The sequence below is a fragment of the Pseudomonas sp. CG7 genome (genome assembly GCF_023701885.1).
In the GTDB taxonomy this organism is placed as follows: Bacteria; Pseudomonadota; Gammaproteobacteria; order Pseudomonadales; family Pseudomonadaceae; genus Aquipseudomonas; species Aquipseudomonas zanjanensis.
The window spans coordinates 1-13,129 of the sequence record NZ_JABAEE010000121.1; the positions used below are offsets into that span (position 1 = coordinate 1).

Sequence of the window (13,129 nt, forward strand, 5' to 3'; positions counted from 1 at the left end):
GAGGGAGCTTGCTCCCGCTGGGCTGCGCAGCGGCCCCAAAACCATTCGACACGGTGCGTCAGGAAAAAACGGCTGGCAGGTTTTTACGGTTGCTGCGCATCCGAGCGGGAGCAAGCTCCCTCGCCACAAGTCAGCGCTTTTGCTCGAAGACTTGCCTGTTGGAAGAGGTGATGCTCAAGTGTGGAACATTCAATGACCAAGCAAGAGAAAACCGGCATGGAGCTACGGCACGACGCGGCGCTGATCCTCATCGATCAACAGAAAGGCATCCTCCACCCCAGGCTCGGCCCGCGCAACAACCCCGAGGCCGAGCTGCGCATGCTGGAATTGCTGGCTTTCTGGCGACACACGGCGCGGCCGGTGATTCACGTTCATCACTTGTCCCGTTCGCCGGACTCGGTGTTCTGGCCGGGGCAGTCGGGGGTGGAGGTCCAGCCGCGGTTCGAGCCGATGGCCGGGGAACGGCTGGTGCAAAAACAGGTGCCGGATGCGTTCAGTGGCACGCGCCTGGAGCAAGACCTGCGCGAAGCCGGTATCGGGCAACTGGTGATCGTCGGCGTGGCGACGAACAACTCGGTGGAGTCCACGGCCCGCACAGCCGGCAACCTGGGGGTCGACACTTGGGTGGTCGAGGACGCCTGCTTTACCTTCGACAAGACCGATTACTTCGACAATCCTCGTTCGGCGGCCGAGGTGCATGCCATGTCCCTGGGCAACTTGCACGGTGAGTATGCGACGGTGGTGGGTGTGAAGCGGATTCTGCAGGCGGGCTGATACATATGCAGTGAATGTACCGACCTCATCGCGAGCGAGCTCGCTCCCACATTGATTCTTCGGCGATCATTAAATATCGCCTCACCGCAAATCCCCTGTGGGAGCGAGCTTGCTCGCGATGACGGTCTAACGGGCGAAAAACTTCTTCGCCCTGCCCCTCAAGCTCCGTGGCATTTCTTGAATTTCTTGCCATTGCCGCACGGGCAAGGGTCGTTGCGACCGACATCCTTCAGGGCGTTGCGTACTGGCTCCTGGTGGGCGTGGCCGCAGTTCGGGCCGTGGACGTGGCCGTGGTCATGATCGTGGTGATGGTCGTGATCGTGGGTGCAATCAGGGCCGTGAACGTGGGGTTGCTGGGTCATCGGGGTTACTCCGCAATTAAATCGGCGGCGATTATCACGCCATTGCGCTCAAGGTGCACGTAGTGGGCAATGAATAATCCGGTTTCCAGCTCACCTTCCAGACGATAGGGGATCTGTTCCCGGGGTTTCTCCAGCAGCTTCACCACTTCCCGCACTTGCGGCCACAGGTTGGTGCGCACCGGCACCTTGAAGTAGGCGCTGTGCCTGGGGCGCACGGTGAACCAGTGTTCATGCTCACCTTCGGTCAGCAACAGCTCGCCCAGGTGGACACGGTAGGTCAGGCCACGAACGGTGAGGGCGCTGTCGCCGGGGTTGTCGACGCGAAAGTGCAGCATGAACCGCTGTTCCACCAGCCGGGCCCGGATCACCTCGACCTTGACCAGGTGCACCTGGGGCGCAGGGGCTTCATCACCTCGCCAGGAGGCACAGCCGCCGAACCCGAAGAGCAGCAGCAGGCAGGTGACGCGCAGCAAGAAGGATGGAAGGGTCATGTCCGTGCCTCTGGTTTATCCCCAGTCTAGCCCTATGGGCCGATGGACGGGCGTCGGACGTTTCCGAAAAATCAGCGGTTGAAGTAACCGGCGCAGCATTTCTTGAATTTGTACACGCTGCCGCACGGACAATCGTCGTTGCGTCCCGTCTTCACCGGCACGGTCGGGTCGATGAAGTACCAGCGCCCGTCGTTCTGCACAAACGAGGACTGTTCCCGGTGGCTATGCTCGCCCTGGCCATCGTGCCAGCGCGCCGTGAACGTGACGAAGGCGTGGTCCGGTTTACCGCCGAACACTTCGCTGCTTTCCACCTCCAGCCCCAACCAGGTGCTGTTGGCGCTCCACTCGCTGATGGACTGGCGATCAAGGCCTTGCTGCTGGGCGGGCAGGGTGGTGGCAACCAGGTAATCCACCAGGCCCAGCACATAGGCGCTATAGCGCGAACGCATCAAGGCTTCGGCGCAGGGGGCCGGGTGGCCGTCGTGGTAGTGGCCGCAGCAGGCGTCCAGTGAATTGCCACTGCCGCAGGGGCAAATGGGTGATTGGGAGCTTGTGTTCACGGTTACCACCAATATTTTCCGAAGTTTTCCGGGTTGGCCCAGAAACGTGAGTTGAGCCAGTCGGGGACTTGTTTGTATTCAAGCAGATCGTAGGTGAACAGGGTCAGCACCTGATCGTCACGCTGGAATCGCTCACTGGCTTGCAGGGCCAGGGAGAAAAAGTCCGTCTCTTGCCAGCCGCAGGCAGTGAGGTCGGCCAGCACGGCGATGCGGCTGGCGTTGAGATTGCGGATGCCGCCCAGCAGGTTCAGACCCTCGCGCTTGGGCAAATGCTCCAGGCAATCGAGTGCCAGGGCCAGGTCAAAACGGCGCGCCGCGACGTCCGCCGGCAGCGCGCCGGGGCCGGCGTGGACCACTTCGGTGTCGGGGTGGGCCTGCTGGAAGGCTTCGAGTGCGGGAAAGCCGCTGGCACCGATCAGCAGCAGTGTTCGGGGGGCATAACGGTCAAGCACGGCCGCCAGGGCTTGCTGGGGCGTACGCGAAGAAATGGCAACGGTCATCGAAGTTCCTCAGTCAGAACCACCACGATAGCCTGCCCGGACATCATGGCCTAGAGCGGTTTGTCCCGGAATGTGCGCAAACGTCGTAAACACGGGGCGAAAACCCGCGATTGCTCAGGCTGGCGCAGATTCGAAGTCGGGTCTTTACTCCCCTGAATCGGCGCCAAGCCGATCCCTCAAGGAGAAACCCGATGAGCATAGTTCGGACAGCGTTACCCCTGGTTCTGCTAACCAGTGTGTTGACTGGTTGCGCAGGTTTGCAGAAAACCGACTGGCCGACCTGTGCGGCTGTCGGCGGAGCGATCGGCGCCGGATTGGGCGCCATAGAAAGCACTTCCTGGGCTGGCGGCGGCGCGTTGTACGTTGGCGGCATGGCGGCAGCTTATTGCTGGGTCAAGGGCGACGGCGACGAAGACGGCGATGGCGTGCCGGACAGCCGTGACAAATGCCCGGGCACACCGAAGGGCGTGCAGGTCGATGCCGACGGTTGCCCGCCGCCCGCGCCGGCGCCGGGGGACGAAGAAGCGGTCGTGGTCAAGGAAGAAACCATCGTGATCCGCGATGTGCACTTTGAATTCAACAAAGCCACGCTGACTCCAGCCGACAAGGATGTACTGAGCACGGGCGCCACCCGCCTGAAGCAGGAAACGTCCACCGCGCAACTGAGTGTCACCGGCCACACCGACAGCGTTGGCAGCGATGCGTACAACCAGAAGCTGTCGCAGCGGCGAGCCGATTCGGTGGTGAAATACCTGGTCGAAAACGGCGGGCCGCAGTCCAGTTTTGTCTCGGTGTCCGGCGCCGGTGAGAGCCAGCCTGTGGCCGATAACAAGACCGCCGACGGCCGCGCGATGAACCGCCGCACGGAGATCAAGATAAACCGTTGAAACCCTTGGCATCCGCGGCTTGTAGAGTTGCGGATGCGGGTCTTTACTCCTGTGTGACCGGTATGGGCCGGTGACACAGGAGCCTTCACCATGAACGTTCTAATCAGGGCCGCCTTACCGGTGCTGCTGGCGAGCAGTCTGTTGTCCGGTTGCGCCACTCACAGCGACGGCAGCGCACCCCTCAATCCACGCACCTGGCCAATCTGTAGCCTGATCGGCGGCCTCGTCGGCGGCGGGTTGGGGGCCATTGAAAGCAGCGGTTGGGCCGCTGGTGGGGCCGCTTTGGGGCTGCTGGGCGGTGGCTTGATCTGCTACGCCCAGGATGGCGATGAAGACGATGACGGCGTGTTCGACCGCCGTGACCGTTGTCCCGATACCCCAGCCAATACACCGGTCGAGCATCACGGTTGCCCGGGGCCGCAATACCCGGCCAGCGTGCCACCGGTCGAACCGCAAGCGCCGACTAGCGAGGTCATTACCCTCAACGACGCGGGCAAGGTGCTGTTCGATTTCGACAAATCCGATCTCACCGCAGAGGCTCGAAGCCAGCTCGATGGGCTGATGGGCAAGCTCAGCCATGCCAATGTCGCCAGCATCCGGGTGGTGGGCCATACCGACAGCGTCGGCAGCGACGCCTATAACCAAGGGCAGTCCGAACGTCGCGCCAGTAGCGTCGTGGAGTATTTGCTGACCCAGGGGCTCGCCCCCGACAAACTCACCAGCGATGGCAAGGGCGCAAGCGAGCCGGTGGCCGACAATGAGACCGACGAAGGGCGCGCGCAGAATCGCCGGGTCGAATTGCATCTCCAGCGCTGAGCGGCGGGCCAGAGCAGCCGGATCGTCGGGAGGGCGATCCGGCCGGCCGGGGCTTGGGTTGGATTAAATTTGCCTGGCCCTCTGGCTTATCCGGCGCGCAAGCCGTTACTGTGCGCGCAAAGAATAATTCTCCATCAGGGGGGCGTATGAAGGGTTTTGGGGGCTGGGGCGCTTGCTGACCCTGCTGTTCTGGCTGGTGGTGCTGGTCAAGCTGGTCGTGCCGTTCGTCCATCCGCTGCATCTGCTGGTCAATTTCGCCGGTGCTTTTTTGCTGGTGCTGCATGTGCTGGAACTGCTGTTGTTCCGGGCCAGTTTCCGTGGCCGCGCCGCCCCCGGCCGTGACCGCCTCAGAGTGCTGCTGTTCGGCATCTTCCATCTGCAAACCCTCCCGACCGCGCCAGAGGCTTCCCATGCGTAAATTGTGTCTGCTTGCCGCACTTGTATGCCCGTGGGCTTCGGCCCAGGTGCTCCAGGTCGAAAGCCATTCGTTGATGCGCCTGCCCAACACCACCAGCACACTGACCCTGGAACGTCTGGAGGTAGCCGATTACGGCACGCTGCTGGTGCCGTCCAATGTCGCTGAACTGTCCATCGACCAATTGCACCTGGGGCGTGAAGCGCGGATCGCCATCGTGCCGGCGCAGCAGGCATTGGAAATGAAAGTGGCCCGGGCTGAATTGGCCGAGGGCAGCCAGATCACTTCACGGGGCGCACCGGGTACCTACACCAAGGCCGCGCGGCCGGGGCGCGATCTCAACCTGCGTTTCAAGGTGTTGAATGGGCCATTGTTGTCGGTGGACGCCCGTGGCGGCACCGGTGCACCGGGTTTCGTGGGGCTCGACGGTGCCAATGGCCAGGCGCCGGGTTGCACCTGGGGCTCGGCCGGTCGCGGTGCCGACGGCAGCAGTGGCAGCGATGGCCAGCCGGGCGCCGCCGGTGCGCAGGTGCGCCTCGAACTGCCCCGGGCCTATCCTGCCGAGCAGATCAAGGTCACGGTGGATGGCGGTGCCGGTGGCCCGGCGGGACACGGCGGCAAGCCTGGGGCGGGCGGCAAGGCCAAGGGCTGCGTGGTCTATACCGCGGATGGCGGCAAGAGCGGTCGCCCTGGCGCCGACGGCCAGCCCGGGCCTGCCGGAGCGGCGGGGACGGTGACGGTGCAGCGGTTCTGAACCTGCCCCGAATCTAACCTGTGGGAGCGAGCCTGCACGCGATGGGGGTGGATCAGTCGACCTTGCTATGACTGACACACCGCTATCGCGAGCAGGCTCGCTCCCACAGGTGCTGTGTCCAACTGGAGATTTCTTCAGAACATCGGCCGCGCCGCGCCAAGCGCCACTACCAGCAACCCGATCAACAAATTGATCCCCACCAACCGCCGAATCCTGCCCAGTACGGCGGCACCCGCCGGCCAGTCCTGCGCCGTTACGGCGTTACGCAAAACGGGCAGTTGCAAGCCCTGGATGCGGATAAACAGTGCTGTCATCACTATGTACAGCCCCATCATTATCTGCACATAACGCGGCGCGGTTTCGAAACCGGCGAAGCGCAGATGGATCAGGCCGACGCCGCTGATCGGCAAAAGTACGACCGCGACCCAGACCCAGACGAAAAAACGCTGAAACACTTCTACCCATAACTTGAGTCGGGCAGGGCCCTCAAGCGCCGTCATTGCGGCGGGACGCAGGATCATCCAGGCGAAGAACATGCCGCCGACCCAGATCAGGGCCGCCAGTAAATGCAGGGTGTAGACGAGGGCAAAGGGTGTCATTGGGTTACTCCGTTCTGCGCAGGATTCATTAGCGGGGTATGATAGCCGCCGATCCGAACCACTGAAAATTTATCCAGCGTTTTTAGCGCCCGACCATCCATGATCAGCACCGAACTCAAAACCACGATCCAGGGCGCCTATTCGCGTTTTCTCGAAGCCAAGAGCCTCAAGCCGCGATATGGCCAGCGCCTGATGATTGCCGAAGTGGCAAAAGTCCTGGGTGACATCGACACCGACGACGAAGGCCGGCGCAGCGGCGAGCCTGCCATCGTGGCGGTGGAGGCCGGCACCGGTACCGGCAAGACCGTGGCCTACAGCCTGGCGGCGATTCCGACTGCCAAGGCCGCTGGCAAACGGCTGGTGATCGCCACGGCCACCGTCGCCCTGCAGGAGCAGATTGTCTACAAGGACCTGCCCGACCTGATGCGCAACAGCGGGCTGAACTTCACGTTCGCCCTGGCCAAGGGCCGCGGGCGCTACATGTGCCTGTCCAAGCTCGACATGTTGCTCCAGGAAGGCCACGCCCAGACCGCCACGGCCCAGTTGTTCGAAGAAGAAGGCTTCAAGATCGAGGTGGATGAAGCCAGCCAGAAGCTGTTCACCAGCATGATCGAGAAGCTGGCCGGCAATAAATGGGACGGCGACCGCGACAGCTGGTCCACGGCCCTGGAAGACGCTGACTGGTCCCGCCTGACGACCGACCATAGCCAGTGCACCAACCGCCATTGCCCGAACTTCGGCCAATGCGCCTTCTACAAGGCCCGGGAAGGCATGGGCAAGGTCGACGTCATCGTCACCAACCACGACATGGTCCTGGCCGACCTGGCCCTGGGCGGCGGTGCGGTGCTGCCGGACCCGCGCGACACGATCTACGTGTTCGACGAAGGCCATCACCTGCCGGACAAGGCCATCGGCCATTTCGCCCATTACACCCGGCTGCGCTCCACCGCCGATTGGCTGGAAACCACCGCCAAGAACCTCACCAAGCTCTTGGCCCAGCATCCGTTGCCGGGCGACCTGGGCAAGTTCATCGAGCAAGTGCCGGAGCTGGCGCGGGAAATCAAGACGAACCAGCAGTTCATGTTCACCGCGTGCGAGCAAGTGGCCGATTTCAAGCCCGGCGAAGACGTCGAGGGCCGCGAGCGGCCACGCCACCGGTTTGTCGGCGGGGTGATTCCTGAGCACATGCGCGAAATGGGCATCGAGCTCAAGAAAGGTTTCGCGCGCCTGACGGATCTGTTCACGCGGCTGACCGACCTGCTCAAGGAGGGCATGGATGGCGAGGTGAACATTGGTATCGCCAGCAACCAGGCCGAGGAGTGGTATCCGCTGTTCGGCAGCCTGCTGTCCCGCTCCCAAGGCAATTGGGAACTGTGGACGGCCTTCACCGCCGAAGACCCGGAAGACAACCCGCCGATGGCGCGGTGGCTGACCCTGGCCGAAAGCGGTTCGCTGTTCGACATCGAGGTCAATGCCAGCCCGATCCTGGCGGCGGAAATGCTGCGGCGCAACCTGTGGAACGTGGCCTACGGCGCGCTGGTGACCTCCGCCACCCTGACCGCCCTCGGCACGTTCGACCGCTTCCGCATGCGCGCCGGCCTGCCGAAGAAGGCCGTGACCGCCGTGGTGCCAAGCCCCTTCCATCACGCCGACGCCGGTGTGCTGCGGGTGCCGGACCTCAAGGCCGACCCACGGGATGCGGCCGGCCATACCGCGGCGATCATCCGCGACCTGCCAGAATTGGTGGAAGGCTCACGGGGCACGCTGGTGCTGTTTTCCTCGCGCAAGCAGATGCAGGACGTATTCGATGGCCTGGACCGTGACTGGCGCAAGCAGGTGTTCATCCAGGGCAACCTGTCGAAGCAGGAAACCCTGAACAAGCACAAGGCACGAGTCGACGGTGGCGATTCCAGCGTGTTGTTCGGCCTGGCGAGCTTCGCTGAAGGCGTGGACTTGCCCGGTGCCTATTGCGAGCACGTGGTGATCGCCAAGATCCCCTTCTCGGTTCCCGACGATCCGGTAGAGGCCGCGCTGGCCGAGTGGATCGAAGCCCGCGGTGGCAATGCATTCATGGAAATCTCCGTGCCGGACGCTTCGCTGAAGCTGGTCCAGGCATGTGGCCGCTTGCTGCGCACCGAAGAAGACCGCGGCACCATCACCTTGCTCGACCGCAGGTTGGTGACCCAGCGCTATGGCAAGGCGATCCTCAATGCATTGCCGCCGTTTCGGCGGGAGATTTCCTGATACGTGTTGCTGTGGCAAGGGCGCTTTTGTGGCAAATGGACGCTTTTGTGGCGAGGGAGCTTGCTCCCGCTGGGGTCTGTAGGAGCTGCCGAAGGCTGCGATCTTTTGATTTTTGTCTTTCGCTTGAGATTTAAGTGTCTGGGGAAAGATCGCAGCCTCGTTTCACTCGGCAGCTCCTACATAGCTCCTACCACGCACCCCAGCGGGAGCAAGCTCCCTCGCCACAAAGGCCAGAACCAGTCCGGTCAGCCGTCTTGCGGCGGTTCCCAAAAGCCTGAATGGCTGAAACAATGCCAGCCACCTTAAAAGTGTTTGTTTCAAGGGAGTTACGGGTGCAAATTCAAGGCCATTACGAGCTTCAGTTCGAAGCGGTGCGTGAAGCGTTCGCGGCATTGTTCGATGACCCCCAGGAGCGCGGCGCGGCGTTGTGCATCCAGGTGGGGGGCCGTACGGTGATCGACCTGTGGGCCGGTACCGCCGACAAGGATGGCCATGAAGCCTGGCACAGCGACACCATCGCCAACCTGTTCTCCTGCACCAAGACGTTCACCGCCGTCACCGCCTTGCAACTGGTGGCCGAAGGCAAGTTGCAACTGGACGCCCCGGTGGCCCGCTATTGGCCTGAGTTCGCGGTGGCGGGCAAAGCTGGCATTACCCTGCGCCAACTGCTCTGCCATCAGGCCGGGCTTCCGGCGTTGCGTGAGCTATTGCCGCCCGAAGCACTGTATGACTGGCAAACCATGGTTGACGCCCTGGCGGCCGAAACGCCTTGGTGGACGCCGGGCGAGGGCCACGGTTATGCCGCGATCACTTACGGCTGGCTGGTAGGCGAGCTGTTGCGCCGGGCCGACGGGCGAGGCCCGGGGGAGTCCATCGTGGCCCGCGTCGCCAAGCCGTTGGGCCTGGATTTTCACGTGGGCCTGGCCGACGAGGAATTTCATCGCGTGGCCCACATCGCCCGGGGCAAAGGCAACGTCGGCGATGCGGCGGCCCAGCGCCTGTTGCAGGTGACGATGCGCGAGCCCACGGCCATGACCACCCGGGCGTTTATCAATCCGCCGTCGATCATGACCAGCACCAACAAACCGGAATGGCGACGCATGCAGCAACCGGCGGCCAACGGCCACGGCAATGCCCGTAGCCTGGCCGGGTTCTACGCGGGACTGCTCGATGGCAGCCTGCTGGAAGGTGAAATGCTCGACGAACTGACTCGCCAGCACAGCCTCGGCGAGGATAAGACGTTGTTGACCCAGACCCGTTTCGGCCTGGGCTGCATGCTTGACCAGCCGGAGGTGCCGAATGCGACCTACGGCCTCGGCCCGCGGGCGTTCGGTCATCCGGGGGCAGGGGGCTCCATCGGGTTTGCCGATCCCGAACATGATGTCGCGTTCGGCTTCGTGACCAACACGCTTGGACCTTACGTGTTGATGGACCCACGCGCGCAGAACCTTGCGCGGGTGCTTGCCACTTGTCTATAAAACGCCATTGAAGGCCATGGACACCGGAACCTCGTGTCCTTTTCAGTTTCCAAGCGTCTGTTTATGCGGCCAAAACATGGCCTTGTTTTTCATCTAGATCATTTTGTGGATATCCAATGTCATCGAATAAAACCCTCGCTCTGGCGCTGTGCTTCGCTATCACCGGTTGCGCACAAACCCCACAAAATGATGCCGAGGGCAGCAGTGGCTGGTGGCCATTCGGTTCTTCCGACAAGGTAGCGGCCAAGGAAGCGGCGCCCGTGGCGCCCCTGAAGCCGGCCGCCGTCGCACCGCAAGCCAAGGCTGAGGGCGCCAGCCATTGGTGGTGGCCGTTCTCTTCCGAGGAAACCGCCGCAGACGCCGCCAGAAAAGCCGAAGCAAAGGCTGAAGCCAAGCCTGAGGCCAAGGCGCCAACAGCGGTTGCCAAGGCCGAAGCCGAAAGCAACGGCAAGTGGTGGTGGCCGTTCGGCGGCAAGGATCAGGAAACCGCCAAGGCGGTGCCGATGCCCGATCCGAAAGTTACCCAGGCCTGGCTCGACGACTACGAGCCGAAGCTGCGCACCGCCATCAAGGACAGCAAGCTCGAACTTGAGCGCCGTGACAACGTGCTGGTGGTCACCGCGCCTGTGGACGGCTCGTTCAACCCGGATCGCCCGGCCATGCTGTTGCCTGTGACGCTCGGCCCGTTCACCCGCGTGGCGAAGATCCTCGAGGCCGATCCGAAGACCGCCGTGCGGATTCTCGGCCATGCCGATACCTCGGGCGCCGCCCCGGCCAACCTCAAGCTCCGCCAGGAGCGGGCCCAGTCCGTGGCGGCGATTTTCCGCCTCAGCGGCCTGCAACGCGAGCGCCTGATGCTGCGCGGCATGGGCGCAGTGGCGCCACGTGCGGCCAACGACAGCGTCGAGGGTCGCGCCTTGAACCGTCGTGTGGAACTGCTGGTCACGCCGGCCAACACCATGGTTGCGCTGCTGAGCAAATACACCATGCCGGCGCCGGCCCCGGTGACCATGGTAGCCGCCCAGGATGTGAAGCCTGCTGCCCCGGCCCCTGCGCCTGCGGCTAAAAAAGCGGTGGCTTCGACCAAGAAAGCCTCGGCCAAGAAAGCGCCGGCCAAAAAAGCCGCGGCCAAGGCGCCTGCAAAGAAAGCCCCGGCCAAGCCCGCCACCCCGGCGAAGAAACCCCAACCGGCCAAAGCCGCCACCGATACCAAGAAAGTCGCGGCCGCCGAGACTCCGAAGCAGTGATGGGCTAACCATAAGGAATGCGCCATGACCCAACCGCTGGCTGATATGCGCCGCGACTACACCCGCGACGGCTTGACCGAGGCACAGGCCCCGGCCGAGCCGTTTGCATTGTTCCACCAATGGTTCGCTGACGCGGTGAAAACCGAACAGGCCCCGGTGGAGGCCAACGCCATGACCCTGGCGACGGTGGATGCAGACGGGCGCCCGCATTGCCGGATCCTGCTGCTCAAGGGGCTGGATGCCCTGGGCTTTACGTTCTTCACCAACTACGACAGCGCCAAGGGCCAACAACTGGCCGCGAATCCATTCGCGGCCATGACGTTTTTCTGGCCGGCCCTGGAACGCCAGGTGCGCATCGAAGGCAAAGTGGTCAAGGTCACGGCGCAAGAGTCGGACGCCTATTACCAGGTTCGCCCGCTGGGCAGCCGTCTCGGCGCCTGGGCTTCACCCCAGAGCCGGGTGATTTCAGGGCGCGCGGAGTTGGACGATTTGCTCAAGGCCACCGAGCAACGTTTCAGTGACAGCCAACCCCATTGCCCGGAGCATTGGGGCGGTTACCGCTTGCTGCCCGCGCGCATCGAGTTCTGGCAGGGCCGCCCGAGCCGCCTGCATGATCGCCTCAACTACCGCCTGCAAGGGGCGAACTGGACTCGCGAGCGCCTGGCGCCTTAGGCGGATAACCTGCCGCAGCGGTTTGCAACCATTGCGGCAGGTCTCGGCGCTTGATGCCTTGCTCCCGGGCGCGGGCCAATTGTTGCAGCATATAGGTCTTTTTCTGCTCGTCCTGCCCCGCCAACGACAGCGCCAGGTCGCGGTCCATCCAGCGTTTGATCCGCACGTACAGCCACCCGTGGAAGTACAGGCCGGCCACGGTGGTCACGACGATAATGAAATAATCCATGAAAAAATCCCTGGGTTGATGACGCAGGTTTCGTAAATTGGCGCTACTGTTTGGTGAATTTTTCCGGTGCGCCTGTATCCCACCTGAATGAAAACAATTTTATCCCGGCAAGGCCGTGACAGGCGTCAAGCCGGGGAGTTTAATGAATCCCTGTCTTTTGGAGTTGATGCTATGCGTAAGTCTGTTTTGCTGGTTGCTTCCTTTTCCACGATGGCGATGTTGCTCACTGGCTGTCAGTCGAGCCTGACCGGTGACTCCTACTCCCGTGACGAAGCGCGTCGCGTGCAGACGATTCGCATGGGGACCATCGAGTCCCTGCGTCCGGTCAAGATCGAAGGCACCAAGACCCCGATCGGCGGTGCGGCGGGTGCCGTGGTCGGTGGTGTGGGCGGCAGCGCCATTGGTGGTGGCCGTGGCAGCATCGTCGCTGCTGTGATCGGTGCCGTGGCCGGTGGCCTGATCGGTTCCGCCACTGAAGAAGGCCTGACCCGTACCCAGGGTGTGGAAATCACTGTGCGTGAAGATGACGGCAGTATGCGTGCCTATGTGCAGCAGGTTCAGGAGAACGAGGTGTTCCGTGTGGGTGAGCGGGTTCGTATTTCCACTGTGGATGGCACGAGTCGCGTATCGCACTAAGCGGAGTCAGGTCAGAAAAAACGGCGCTCATTCCTGGGAGGGAAGGCGCCGTTTTTTTATGGTTTTGTTTTGAGTGGTGGTGTGTATATCCGTTGCTGCGGTAACGGCGGCTTAGGGTTTCGCCTTACGGCGGGTCGCTTTTTTCAGACGCCACGAAGGCAGCGTGGTTAACGGGGCGCCCCAGATCAAAATCAAAAGCCGAGCGAGGCGGCCTTATAGCCGACCTGGTTCATGCTGGTGACCGCGTTCCTCCTGTGGGAGCGGGCTTGCTCGCGAAGGCGATGTCACAGTCGATGAAGATGCTGGATGGGCTGGCCTCTTCGCGAGCAAGCTCGCTCCCACAGTGGTTCTGTGTCGGACATGAGTTTTGTATTCACCGCAGATCCAGTGTGGGAGATTCTATGGTTGAGGGGAAGCCCTCAAGCCGCTTTTGGTTGGTATTCGCTTTGCCCTTTCAGCAGAGCG

16 protein-coding genes and 1 pseudogene are annotated in these 13,129 nt (G+C 62.7%); 11 read left to right on the plus strand and 6 right to left on the minus strand.

What is annotated here, in order from left to right; translation table 11 throughout:
* Positions 1 to 196, plus strand: a pseudogene (locus HGO40_RS28650) (hypothetical protein); the annotation flags it as partial.
* A gap of 20 nt (positions 197 to 216) precedes the next feature.
* Positions 217 to 774, plus strand: a complete 558-nt coding sequence (locus tag HGO40_RS28655; protein WP_250965801.1) for a cysteine hydrolase family protein — start codon at positions 217 to 219, stop codon at positions 772 to 774.
* 158 nt (positions 775 to 932) lie between these two features.
* Here the strand turns inward: HGO40_RS28655 and HGO40_RS28660 are convergent, their stop codons facing one another.
* From HGO40_RS28660 to HGO40_RS28675, 4 genes are all read right to left on the minus strand, one after another.
* On the minus strand, positions 933 to 1,136 hold the full coding sequence (locus HGO40_RS28660; protein ID WP_250965789.1) for an SEC-C metal-binding domain-containing protein: 204 nt from the start codon (positions 1,134 to 1,136) through the stop codon (positions 933 to 935).
* Between the two features lie 5 nt (positions 1,137 to 1,141).
* Positions 1,142 to 1,627, minus strand: a complete 486-nt coding sequence (locus HGO40_RS28665) for an LEA/WHy family protein (RefSeq protein ID WP_250965790.1) — start codon at positions 1,625 to 1,627, stop codon at positions 1,142 to 1,144.
* 71 nt (positions 1,628 to 1,698) lie between these two features.
* Positions 1,699 to 2,187, minus strand: a complete 489-nt coding sequence (locus HGO40_RS28670; protein WP_250965791.1) for a YchJ family protein — start codon at positions 2,185 to 2,187, stop codon at positions 1,699 to 1,701.
* Positions 2,188 to 2,189: 2 nt separating this feature from the next.
* Positions 2,190 to 2,687, minus strand: coding sequence for a DUF6231 family protein (locus HGO40_RS28675; RefSeq protein WP_250965792.1), 498 nt, complete (start codon positions 2,685 to 2,687; stop codon positions 2,190 to 2,192).
* 191 nt (positions 2,688 to 2,878) lie between these two features.
* On the opposite strand from HGO40_RS28675, the gene HGO40_RS28680 reads away from it, so the two are divergent.
* The 4 genes from HGO40_RS28680 (at position 2,879) to HGO40_RS28695 (ending at position 5,559) form a co-directional block, all read left to right on the plus strand.
* On the plus strand, positions 2,879 to 3,574 hold the full coding sequence (locus HGO40_RS28680) for a PA1041 family peptidoglycan-binding anchor lipoprotein (RefSeq protein ID WP_284739256.1): 696 nt from the start codon (positions 2,879 to 2,881) through the stop codon (positions 3,572 to 3,574).
* 90 nt (positions 3,575 to 3,664) lie between these two features.
* On the plus strand, positions 3,665 to 4,390 hold the full coding sequence (locus HGO40_RS28685; protein ID WP_250965793.1) for a PA1041 family peptidoglycan-binding anchor lipoprotein: 726 nt from the start codon (positions 3,665 to 3,667) through the stop codon (positions 4,388 to 4,390).
* Positions 4,391 to 4,523: 133 nt separating this feature from the next.
* On the plus strand, positions 4,524 to 4,808 hold the full coding sequence (locus tag HGO40_RS28690) for a DUF1145 domain-containing protein (protein WP_250965803.1): 285 nt from the start codon (positions 4,524 to 4,526) through the stop codon (positions 4,806 to 4,808).
* Positions 4,801 to 5,559, plus strand: coding sequence for a collagen-like protein (locus tag HGO40_RS28695; protein ID WP_250965794.1), 759 nt, complete (start codon positions 4,801 to 4,803; stop codon positions 5,557 to 5,559). The genes HGO40_RS28690 and HGO40_RS28695 overlap by 8 nt, the downstream gene beginning before the upstream one ends.
* Positions 5,560 to 5,693: 134 nt before the next feature.
* Here HGO40_RS28695 and HGO40_RS28700 read toward each other — a convergent pair whose 3' ends face one another.
* Complete coding sequence (locus tag HGO40_RS28700; RefSeq protein ID WP_250965795.1) at positions 5,694 to 6,158, minus strand: CopD family protein; 465 nt, start codon at positions 6,156 to 6,158, stop codon at positions 5,694 to 5,696.
* 99 nt (positions 6,159 to 6,257) lie between these two features.
* On the opposite strand from HGO40_RS28700, the gene dinG reads away from it, so the two are divergent.
* From dinG to pdxH, 4 genes are all read left to right on the plus strand, one after another.
* Positions 6,258 to 8,402, plus strand: a complete 2,145-nt coding sequence (gene dinG / locus HGO40_RS28705; protein ID WP_250965796.1) for an ATP-dependent DNA helicase DinG — start codon at positions 6,258 to 6,260, stop codon at positions 8,400 to 8,402.
* A 332-nt stretch (positions 8,403 to 8,734) separates the two neighbouring features.
* The gene (locus HGO40_RS28710; RefSeq protein ID WP_250965797.1) at positions 8,735 to 9,880 is read left to right on the plus strand and encodes a serine hydrolase domain-containing protein; all 1,146 of its coding nucleotides are present in this window, start codon (positions 8,735 to 8,737) and stop codon (positions 9,878 to 9,880) included.
* Positions 9,881 to 9,996: 116 nt separating this feature from the next.
* A complete protein-coding gene (locus HGO40_RS28715; protein WP_250965798.1) occupies positions 9,997 to 11,127 on the plus strand; it encodes an OmpA family protein in 1,131 nt (376 codons plus the stop codon).
* 24 nt (positions 11,128 to 11,151) lie between these two features.
* Positions 11,152 to 11,799: a pyridoxamine 5'-phosphate oxidase gene (gene pdxH, locus HGO40_RS28720; protein WP_250965799.1), complete on the plus strand. Its 648-nt coding sequence runs from the start codon at positions 11,152 to 11,154 to the stop codon at positions 11,797 to 11,799.
* Here the strand turns inward: pdxH and HGO40_RS28725 are convergent.
* On the minus strand, positions 11,747 to 12,028 hold the full coding sequence (locus tag HGO40_RS28725) for a hypothetical protein (protein WP_250965800.1): 282 nt from the start codon (positions 12,026 to 12,028) through the stop codon (positions 11,747 to 11,749). The two genes, pdxH and HGO40_RS28725, sit on opposite strands and share 53 nt — an antisense overlap.
* 171 nt (positions 12,029 to 12,199) lie before the next feature.
* On the opposite strand from HGO40_RS28725, the gene HGO40_RS28730 reads away from it, so the two are divergent.
* Positions 12,200 to 12,664 carry an outer membrane lipoprotein gene (locus HGO40_RS28730; protein WP_003184697.1) on the plus strand — a complete coding sequence of 155 codons (465 nt, stop codon included), beginning with the start codon at positions 12,200 to 12,202 and terminating at the stop codon, positions 12,662 to 12,664.
* Positions 12,665 to 13,129: the final 465 nt, after the last annotated feature.